This is a genomic window from Polaromonas sp. Polasp52, assembly GCF_059491565.1.
Map to the genome: position 1 here is coordinate 1,825,472 of NZ_CP168513.1, position 9,529 is coordinate 1,835,000.

Here is a 9,529-nt window from a genome sequence, read left to right on the forward strand (position 1 = left end):
TTGCGGCGATCAATGAATCTGTCCGACCGGCGAGGGGGCGATGGGTGGCAAAATCGCCACGCGGTTGACCAGTTCCCGGACGCCGCTGGAAGCGGTTTTGGCGCACAGGCTGCGCACGTGGCTGCGCACGGTGGAGACCGCGACTTTCATCTGGATGGCGATCTCGGGCGTGCTCAGGCAGCGGCACAGGAGGACCAGCACCTGCTCTTCCGTGTGGGTGAGGCCGTGGTTGCGGGCAAACGCGCCGAACACACCGGACTCGCTCACACCCACACGCGACAGCACCAGTGCGATCCGGTCGCAGGGCACGCCCATCTGGCGCTGCAGCGGCACCAGGGCCAGGGTGAAATCCGCGCCCTCGCCCGCCAGCCTGATGAGGCCGCGCTTGCCTGCGATGGCCTTGCCCAAGGCGACCTGAAAGGCCTTGGCATCGGCCGGCATGAGGACTTTCAACTCGCCCCGCTCCGCACCCAGCACGAGGGCGCGGTCCAGCTCGCGCCGGGCAGCCGGGTTGACGTGCAGGAGTTTTCCCTGGGCGCTGACGACAAGCACCCCATGGGCAAGCTCATCCACCAGGCAGGCGAGCAAGGCAGGCACCGAATCGGCGTCGTCCAGGGGGAATGAAGGCGAGGCCTCCAGGAAGGCGGCATTGGGCTGTGCAAACAGGGTCACGGGGGGCGCTCCATCCTACAAATAGATGAAGATGAGCATAAAAAGCCCGGCCCAATGTAGATAGTGAATATGCCGGGTCATTTTTGTGAGAAATTCACATGAATTCGCGCTGACTGCCGGATTTCCGCGCTCCGGTGGCGCTGTTCTTCAGCCCGGCTCGCGCTCCAGCATGGCCAGGGTGGCCTCCATGACCTCGGGCAGGAATGCCATTTGCACATGGGCGGCGCCGCGGATCAGCCGATTGTCGGCGCCCGGCAAGGTGGCGGTGGACGTCGGGAACACGATGTTGTCGCAATTGGAGTACCAGCAGGTGAACAGCGCGTGGCGGTCCGCCGGCATCTCGTGGTCCAGTTGCGCCTGCCAGTCGGACTGCAGCCGCATCTGGCGGCCGTTGTGGCCGTGACCGAAGCGCGCCAGCCAGGTCCCGCGGTGCGGCGTGCCTATGGTGACCACGTGGAAGACACGGGCCTCGGCCCGCATGCGCTTGAGCCAGGCCCGCACGGCCAGCCCGCCCATGCTGTGGCACACCAGCAGCGGCGGCAGCCCCGTGGTTTCGGTGACCTGGCGGACGGCCTCGTCGATCTGCGGCGCATAGTCGTCGATGGAGCCGAACAGGGGTTCGAGGTTGACGGCAACAAAAGCCCGTCCGCTTGCGCGGACGCGCTGGAGCCAGGGCGTCCACAAACCGCGGTTGCAAAAGAAGCCATGCACAAACACGACGCCGCGGCGTGCCTGGGGCGCTGCGGGGGGCGCGAGCTGATCCGGCACCACGTTCATGCGAAAAGGCTGGCGCCAGCAAAACACGCGCGGCGCCGTCAGGATCTCCCCCAGCCAGGCGCGCAACAGCTCCCCCCAGCTGGGCCGGGGCGCAGGGTCCCGCTTGTTGACGTGGTGAAGAACGACGAATTCGAGGGCCAGAAAAACGGTGTAGCCCAGCGCGATGGCCAGAAAGCCCGCAACCGCCAGAAACGGGGTGTCGCTGAGAAACCAGAACAGCCAGCCAAAGGCCGCGGCGACCAGGGACAGGGTGATGAGTCTTTGTAGTTGGGCCAGCATCGGTCAGGCAAAGGAGAAGGAAGCGGTGGCAAGCCGCAGTATCTCAGGCCAGTGTGACAGCACGGCCCGAGAGCCTGGCGGCAAGGCCCTGCGCCAGGCGGTTCACCATGCCGTAGATGGACAGCTGCGGATTCGCGCCTATGCTGGTCGGGAACAGCGAGCCGTCGTGGATGGACAGGTTCTCGAGTTGCCAGTGCACGCCGTCAGGCCGGGTGACGCCCTGGCGTTCGTTGCCGGCCAGGCCGCAGCCGCCCATGACGTGGGCGCTTACCACACGGGTCAGCAGGGGCTTCATGGGCAAGGCCTTGACCGCATCACGGGCCTGCGCCCAGGAGGTGTAGGACTGGGCCATCTCGTGCAGCGGCAGCACCTGTTTTGCGCCCGCCGCGAACTGGATTTCCATCATCGACAGCAGTGCTCTGCGCCCGCCTTCCATGACGTAATCCGTCAGCGGATAGTCCAGCACGGCGGAGTTGTCGCTGCGCAGCTTGACCTGCCCGCCCCTTGATGCGTCATGGAAGCCATCGCGCAGCAGCGCCAGCAGGGTGTGGTTGTAGGGGAAGGATTTGAGCAAGTCGTGCTGGCCCTGGCCGAAGCCCGGTACGGTCGACGCAAAAATCACCGGGTGCAGCGGAGGGGCCTCGAGCTTGTAGCCTATGGGGCCGTCTATCGCCTGGGTCTCCAGGAAGTGGTCGGAATAAATGGTTTGCGGCGCGCCGTTCCAGGCTTCCACTTTTTGCTCGAACACGCTGGAGGACATGACCACCGGATGCAAAAAGGTCCGGGCGCCCAGCACACCATGCGGGTCAGGCGCCTGCGAGCGCAGCAGCACGGCCGGCGAATTGATGGCGCCGCCGGCGAGCACATAGTGTTTGGCGACGATCTTGATGGCCCCGCCCGCCGTCCCGGGGGACGTGCCCAGGCTGCGGCATAACAGCGCAGTGACCTTGCCGTTGGCCAACTCAAACTTTTCCGCGCGGGTTTCGGTCAGCAGTTGCGCGCCTTTGTCGAGCGCCGCGGGAATGGTGGTGACCAGCATGGATTGCTTGGCGTTGGTCGGGCAACCCAGGCCGCAGGAGCCGAGGTTCCAGCAGCCTTTGACATTGCGCGAAATGGCCGACGCGGGAATTCCCAGCTTGGCCGCGCCCCTGCGCAGCAGGTCGTTGTTCTCATTGGGGGGAACCAGCCAGGGCGTGATATTCAGGCGCTGCTCCGCCTGGGCAAAATACGGCGCCAGCGCTTCGGTGGTGTAGCCGTCCAGCCCGAACTGCTCCTGCCAGAATTTCAGCGTGGAGCCCGGCGTGCGGAAGGAGCTGGTCCAGTTCACCGTGGTGGAGCCGCCCACGCAGCGTCCCTGCAGGATGTTGATGGCCTTGTCTTCGGTCTTGCGCGCAGCGCTCTCCTGGTAGAGCGAAGGATAGGCTTCGGATTCCTTCTGGTTAAAGTCGCTGCTGGTTTTGAGCGGCCCCTCTTCAACCATCACCACCTGCAGGCCGGCCTTGGCCAGCAGTTCGGCCGTGACGCCGGCGCCGGCGCCACTGCCTATGATGGCGACATCGCAGCTGAGTGTTTCGGGCGCTGGCGGCAACGCGCCGCCCATCACTTTCCAGCCGCGCGCGAGGCCTTCGCGGATCGGGTCTTTCAGTTGGCTCATGCTGCTTTCGGAGGTCTTTATATCTTCATGGGGCCGGGATATCCCAGCAGCGCCCAGCTCGCCGGATCGGAGAAATACGCGCCCGCAGTGATGTCGTGCAAGGCGGCGTAGGCTTGCTGCCGCAGTGCCATCCTGGAAAGGCGCATGTCCTGAAGTGACTGCTGGATATCGGCGACAGAGGCTTGGTGCCAGGGCTGGTTCAGACCGGCCAGCGCGCGCCGGCCTGCGGCACTCGCCAGCAGGGCCAGCAACTGCGACAGCTCGGCCTGCGCGTGCGGCGGTAAAGACTGCACCAGCACGTCGATGCGGCTGAGCAGGCCGTTCAATGCGATTTGCCGTGCACCTTCATCGGCCGGCAGTGTTTTGTCGAGCACGGCCCGGCCTATGGCTGAAAACACCTCACGCCCCGATGCACTCAGCACGCCGCCGGCCAGGCCCGGCTGCAGCAAAGCGGCCGTGCCGCCAGCCACCAGCAGCACAGCGGCTGAGGCGGCGCCTAGCTTGAGGAGCGTTCTTCTTTGCATGATGGAAGTTTCGCACGCGCATTTAGGTTTCAATAGGGGCCCGTACCTAGATAAACTCCGGGTTTGTATGGACGCCTCCGCACAACAAATACACGACGCGCTGGAGACTGTGGCGAAGCTCAGGCAGCAGCACAGGGCCGACGCGCCGCTGGCCCAAGCCAATGCCGAGCTCAAGCGCTTCCAGGCACGCCGTTTTGAGGCCACCTATTCCGACCTGCTGCACAGCCACCGGTATAAAACCGCGGCCACGTTTTTTCTGCAGGAGCTCTACAGCGACAAGGACTATGCCGAACGCGACCAGCAGTTCGCGCGCATCGCCGGCACCATCGCCAAACTTTTCCCGCAGCCTGTGGTCAACACCGCGGCCGCGCTGGCGGAGGTGCACGCGCTGACGGAACAACTCGATGACCTGATGGCGCGCGAGTGGCTGGCGGACACAGGGAGCATGCCCCAGAGTGATGTATGTGCCCGCTACATCCGCTGCTGGCGGCGCGTGGGGGATATCGCCGCGCGCAAGCGGCAGCTGGAGGTGGTGCTGCATCTGGGGCAGGAACTCGACCGCCTGACCCGCATGTTCGGCCTTCGCACCTTGCTCAAAATGATGCGCGGGCCCGCGGCCGCAGCCGGGCTGAATTCCTTGCAACATTTTCTGGAGACCGGCTTTGATGCCTTCGCCACCATGCGCGGCGCGAGTGAGTTCCTCAGACTGATCAAAGACCGCGAGACGGCGTGGATCCACGCCCTGTTTGAGGACGATGCTGTCACCTGCGAGACCAGATTGGGCCATTTGCTCGCTGCCGGGCCCTGATATCGCGCCCGCATTAGGACAAGCCCCATACGGATTCCGCCAGGCGGCTTTCACAATGAGCCGCAAGGAGTTTGTATGAACAAGCATTGGCTCAAGAGTTATCCCGAAGGCGTATCGCACGAGATCGACACCGAACAGTTCCGCTCGCTCACCCATCTGCTGGAGGATTCCTTCAAGAAGAACGCGGCCAAGCCGTTCTCGGTCTGTATGGACCGCTGGATGAGCTATGGGCAACTCGACGAACTCTCGACATCGTTGGGCGGCTGGCTGCAGAGCCTGGGCCTGGAGCCCGGCGCCCGCGTGGCCATCATGCTGCCCAATGTGCCGCAGTTCGCCGTCACCATGGCGGCCATCCTGCGGGCGGGTTACACCTGCGTCAACGTCAACCCGCTGTACACCGCGCGTGAGCTGGAGCACCAGTTGCGCGACTCAGGCGCGACGACCATCGTCATCCTGGAAAACTTCGCCGCCACCCTGGCGGAGGTGATTGAACGCACGCCGGTGAAGAAGGTCGTTGTAGCCTCCATGGGCGACCTGCTCGGTTTCTGGTACGGCCAGTGGATCACGTTTGCCGTGCGCCACCTCGCCAAACTGGTGCCGGCCTATAAACTGCCTTTGAGCGAGGGGCGCACTGTCACCACCTTCAACCGCGCGATTGCCGAGGGTAGCCGCATGGCGCTCAAGCCCGCTCAGAGCACGCTGGATTCCATTGCCTTTCTGCAGTACACCGGCGGGACCACCGGCCTGTCGAAAGGTGCGGTGCTGACCCATCGCAACATTGTTGCCGCGATCCTGCAGGCGGAGGCATGGTTCACACCCGCCTTGAAGCGCGTAGGCGACGTCAGCAAGACCAACAACATCGCGGCCTTGCCGCTGTACCACATATTCGCGCTGACGCTGTGCCTGCTCACCATCCGCTGGGGGGCCCACCTGACGCTGATTCCCAACCCGCGCGACTTCGGCAAGTTCATCGAGGTTCTCAAGAAGCGGCCCTTTCACATGTTGCCGGCGGTCAACACGCTGTTCAATGCACTGCTCCAACATCCGCAGTTCAAGACAGTTGATTTTTCCAGTCTCTGCGTCTCCCAGGCGGGCGGCATGGCCGCGTCCGAGGGTACGGCGAAGCACTGGCTTCAGGTGACGGGCTGCCCCATGATCGAAGGCTGGGGCATGAGCGAGACCTGCGCGATCGGCACCAACAACCCGGTGATCAACAAGGAATTCACCGGCACCATAGGCCTGCCCCTGCCCAGCATTGAGGTCGCGATCAAGGACGATGAGGGGAAATCGCTCGCTTTGGGTGAATCCGGCGAGATTTGCATCAAGGGCCCGCAGGTCATGACGGGCTATTACCAGCAACCGGAGGAAAACAAAAAGGCATTCACCCATGACGGCTTTATGCGCACCGGCGATATCGGCATCATGGACGAGCGCGGCTACACCAAGATCATCGACCGCAAGAAGGACATGATCATCGTCTCGGGCTTTAATGTATTCCCCAATGAACTTGAGAACGTGATTTCCCTGTGCCCCGGCGTTGTCGAATGCGCGGCCATCGGCATTGCAGACGACAAACAAGGGGAAGCCATCAAGGTTTTTGTCGTAAAAAACGACCCTACACTGACCGAAGACGAAGTGAGCGCCTATTGCAAGCAACATCTCACCGGCTACAAACGCCCCAAATACATTGAATTCCGCGATGACCTGCCCAAAACCAATGTCGGAAAAATCCTCAGGCGCGAGTTGCGTGCGTCAGCCTGAGTACTTTTTCGCGGAAATTTGCTGATGGCCCAGCCGGATTTGCCGCCGGGGATGCATGTTTTTGAGCGCGGCTGGCTTTCCGCCAACAATATTTTGTTCACCGGCGGCGACGAAACCGTGTTGGTGGACAGCGGGTATTGCACACATGCGCCGCAGACGCTGGCCTTGGTGGAATCCGTTTTGGGCCCGCGGCCGCTCGATACCCTCATCAACACACATTTGCACAGTGATCACTGCGGCGGCAATGCGGTTTTGCAGGCGCGCTACCCCGATCTCCGCACCTTGATTCCTCCCGGCCACGCGCAACAGGTCGCTGAATGGGACCCGGTGGCGCTGACTTATTTGCCCACCGGGCAGCTTTGCCCGCAATTTGGCTTCACGCGGACGTTGCAGCCGGGGAGTTCCCTGCTTTTTGGAACTGAAATGTGGGAGGTTCACGCCGCGCCCGGTCATGATCCCCACTCGCTGATCTTCTTCGAACCGCGAAGTCGCGTGCTTATTTCTGCGGATGCCTTGTGGGAAAACGGGTTTGGTGTGGTGTTTCCCGAGCTCGAAGGGGCGGGTGCGTTCTCGCAAGTGGCCGCGACACTGGATTTGATCGAGCGCTTAAACCCAAAAACCGTTGTTCCCGGGCATGGCCGCGTCTTCGCGTATGCACCGCAAGTGCTGATGCGTGCGCGCCAGCGCCTGGAATCGTTTGTCAGCAACCCAAGCAGGCATGCTCACCACGCCGCAAAAGTCTTACTGAAATTCAAACTACTCGAAACCCAGCGTCAGAATTTCGATGCGTTTGCGCAGTGGGCTCTTGAAACGCCGTATTTCATGCAGATCCATGCCAAGTTTTTCGCCGGCATCCCCGCCCGCGCGTGGATAGAGCAGCTCAGTGCCGAGCTGGTCGCGGCCGGCGTCGCACAAAGAGACGGTGGCTACATCGCGAATGCTTAAGTAGGCCTGGTCAATTCCGGGTTGGCGTTTGGAGTTTTGTCTTCCGTTTCGCCGAGCTGCTTCCCTGGAACATCTTCTTGCGCCCCCTCGTCTCACCTCACAAATGAAAAAAGCCCGCATGGATTCATGCGGGCTTTTTTAAAATCTCGAGTCACCTGGCTAAATACCGGGCGCACAAAAGAAAACGCCCGGTTGATCAAAAATCAACCGGGCGTTCCTTGCTGTAAGAGCCTGACGATGTCCTACTTTCACACGGGAATCCGCACTATCATCGGCGCTAAGTCGTTTCACTGTCCTGTTCGGGATGGGAAGGAGTGGTACCAACTTGCTATGGTCATCAGGCATAACTTTTTGACAGATTGTCCAAAGAACAATCCATCGAATTCATAGAGCCAATCAGCTTGTATTTAGATTCGCACAGCTGCTGGGCTGTGCTTTTTGAATGCGTCAACTTGGCATAACAACTTCGAATTAATCAAAGTTATAGGGTCAAGCCGCACGAGCAATTAGTATCAGTTAGCTTAACGCATTACTGCGCTTCCACACCTGACCTATCAACGTCCTGGTCTTGAACGACTCTTTAGGGGGCTCAAGGCCCCGGCAGATCTAATCTTGAAACGAGTTTCCCGCTTAGATGCTTTCAGCGGTTATCTCTTCCGAACTTAGCTACTCGGCAATGCCACTGGCGTGACAACCGATACACCAGAGGTTCGTCCACTCCGGTCCTCTCGTACTAGGAGCAGGCTTCCTCAAATCTGCAGCGCCCACGGAAGATAGGGACCAAACTGTCTCACGACGTTTTAAACCCAGCTCACGTACCTCTTTAAATGGCGAACAGCCATACCCTTGGGACCGGCTACAGCCCCAGGATGAGATGAGCCGACATCGAGGTGCCAAACACCGCCGTCGATATGAACTCTTGGGCGGTATCAGCCTGTTATCCCCAGAGTACCTTTTATCCGTTGAGCGATGGCCCTTCCATACAGAACCACCGGATCACTATGTCCTGCTTTCGCATCTGCTCGACTTGTCAGTCTCGCAGTTAAGCACGCTTATGCCATTGCACTATTAGCACGATGTCCGACCGTACCTAGCGTACCTTCGAACTCCTCCGTTACACTTTGGGAGGAGACCGCCCCAGTCAAACTGCCTACCATGCACTGTCCCCGATCCAGATAATGGACCTAGGTTAGAACCTCAAACACACCAGGGTGGTATTTCAACGTTGGCTCCATGCGATCTAGCGACCACACTTCAAAGCCTCCCACCTATCCTACACAGATCTGTTCAAAGTCCAATACAAAGCTACAGTAAAGGTTCATGGGGTCTTTCCGTCTTTCCGCGGGGAGATTGCATCATCACAAACATTTCAACTTCGCTGAGTCTCAGGAGGAGACAGTGTGGCCATCATTACGCCATTCGTGCAGGTCGGAACTTACCCGACAAGGAATTTCGCTACCTTAGGACCGTTATAGTTACGGCCGCCGTTTACTGGGACTTCAATCAAGAGCTTGCACCCCATCATTTAATCTTCCAGCACCGGGCAGGCGTCACACCCTATACGTCGACTTTCGTCTTAGCAGAGTGCTGTGTTTTTAATAAACAGTTGCAGCCACCGATTTTTTGCAACCTCATTGGGCTCCCCAAGTAAATGGTTCACCTACTAAAGGCACACCTTCTTCCGAAGTTACGGTGTCAATTTGCCGAGTTCCTTCTCCTGAGTTCTCTCAAGCGCCTTAGAATACTCATCTCGCGCACCAGTGTCGGTTTGCGGTACGGTCGTGTGTAGCTGAAGCTTAGTGGCTTTTCCTGGAAGCAGGGTATCACTCACTTCGTCTGCAAGCAGACTCGTTATCACCCCTCATCTAAGCCCGGCGGATTTACCTACCAGGCACGACTACAGGCTTGAACCAACATATCCAACAGTTGGCTGAGTTAACCTTCTCCGTCCCCACATCGCACTACACATCGGTACAGGAATATTGACCTGTTTCCCATCAGCTACGCATCTCTGCCTCGCCTTAGGGGCCGACTCACTCTACGCCGATGAACGTTGCGTAGAAAACCTTGCGCTTACGGCGAGGGGGCTTTTCACCCCCTTTAACGCTA

General features: G+C 60.1%; 7 protein-coding genes and 2 rRNA genes (1 of these 9 only partly in view). 3 read left to right on the forward strand and 6 right to left on the reverse strand.

Going from position 1 to position 9,529, the window contains the following annotated elements:
- Positions 1-9: 9 nt before the first annotated feature.
- The 4 genes from ACEN9P_RS08510 to ACEN9P_RS08525 all read right to left on the reverse strand — a co-directional run bounded on the left by ACEN9P_RS08510 (position 10) and on the right by ACEN9P_RS08525 (position 3,906).
- A complete protein-coding gene (locus ACEN9P_RS08510) occupies positions 10-672 on the reverse strand; it encodes a helix-turn-helix transcriptional regulator (RefSeq protein WP_495621698.1) in 663 nt (220 codons plus the stop codon).
- Between the two features lie 147 nt (positions 673-819).
- Complete coding sequence (locus tag ACEN9P_RS08515; protein ID WP_495621699.1) at positions 820-1,728, reverse strand: esterase/lipase family protein; 909 nt, start codon at positions 1,726-1,728, stop codon at positions 820-822.
- A 43-nt stretch (positions 1,729-1,771) separates the two neighbouring features.
- Entirely contained in the window at positions 1,772-3,382 is a 1,611-nt protein-coding gene (locus ACEN9P_RS08520) for a GMC family oxidoreductase (protein ID WP_495621700.1), read from the reverse strand.
- A 17-nt stretch (positions 3,383-3,399) separates the two neighbouring features.
- Positions 3,400-3,906 (reverse strand): hypothetical protein, encoded by a 507-nt coding sequence (locus tag ACEN9P_RS08525; RefSeq protein ID WP_477664523.1) that lies wholly within the window; start codon positions 3,904-3,906, stop codon positions 3,400-3,402.
- A gap of 67 nt (positions 3,907-3,973) precedes the next feature.
- On the opposite strand from ACEN9P_RS08525, the gene ACEN9P_RS08530 reads away from it, so the two are divergent.
- The 3 genes from ACEN9P_RS08530 to ACEN9P_RS08540 all read left to right on the forward strand — a co-directional run bounded on the left by ACEN9P_RS08530 (position 3,974) and on the right by ACEN9P_RS08540 (position 7,420).
- Positions 3,974-4,714, forward strand: coding sequence for a DUF8198 family protein (locus tag ACEN9P_RS08530; protein ID WP_495621701.1), 741 nt, complete (start codon positions 3,974-3,976; stop codon positions 4,712-4,714).
- A gap of 75 nt (positions 4,715-4,789) precedes the next feature.
- On the forward strand, positions 4,790-6,475 hold the full coding sequence (locus ACEN9P_RS08535; RefSeq protein WP_495621702.1) for an AMP-binding protein: 1,686 nt from the start codon (positions 4,790-4,792) through the stop codon (positions 6,473-6,475).
- Between the two features lie 24 nt (positions 6,476-6,499).
- Positions 6,500-7,420 (forward strand): MBL fold metallo-hydrolase, encoded by a 921-nt coding sequence (locus ACEN9P_RS08540; RefSeq protein ID WP_495621703.1) that lies wholly within the window; start codon positions 6,500-6,502, stop codon positions 7,418-7,420.
- Positions 7,421-7,649: 229 nt separating this feature from the next.
- Here ACEN9P_RS08540 and rrf read toward each other — a convergent pair.
- Together rrf and ACEN9P_RS08550 are read right to left on the reverse strand one after the other, a co-directional pair.
- Positions 7,650-7,762: ribosomal RNA gene (gene rrf / locus ACEN9P_RS08545) — 5S ribosomal RNA — on the reverse strand.
- Positions 7,763-7,905: 143 nt separating this feature from the next.
- A 23S ribosomal RNA gene (locus ACEN9P_RS08550) occupies positions 7,906-9,529 on the reverse strand; it runs 1,256 nt beyond the window's last position.

What these genes read in the sequence shown, in the direction of transcription:
- ACEN9P_RS08515 (WP_495621699.1), bottom strand. Translation starts at nt 1,728, where the DNA reads ATGCTGGCCCAACTACAAAGACTCATCACCCTGTCCCTGGTCGCCGCG.
- ACEN9P_RS08520 (WP_495621700.1), bottom strand. Translation starts at nt 3,382, where the DNA reads ATGAGCCAACTGAAAGACCCGATCCGCGAAGGCCTCGCGCGCGGCTGG.
- ACEN9P_RS08525 (WP_477664523.1), bottom strand. Translation starts at nt 3,906, where the DNA reads ATGCAAAGAAGAACGCTCCTCAAGCTAGGCGCCGCCTCAGCCGCTGTG.
- ACEN9P_RS08530 (WP_495621701.1), top strand. Translation starts at nt 3,974, where the DNA reads ATGGACGCCTCCGCACAACAAATACACGACGCGCTGGAGACTGTGGCG.
- ACEN9P_RS08535 (WP_495621702.1), top strand. Translation starts at nt 4,790, where the DNA reads ATGAACAAGCATTGGCTCAAGAGTTATCCCGAAGGCGTATCGCACGAG.
- ACEN9P_RS08540 (WP_495621703.1), top strand. Translation starts at nt 6,500, where the DNA reads ATGGCCCAGCCGGATTTGCCGCCGGGGATGCATGTTTTTGAGCGCGGC.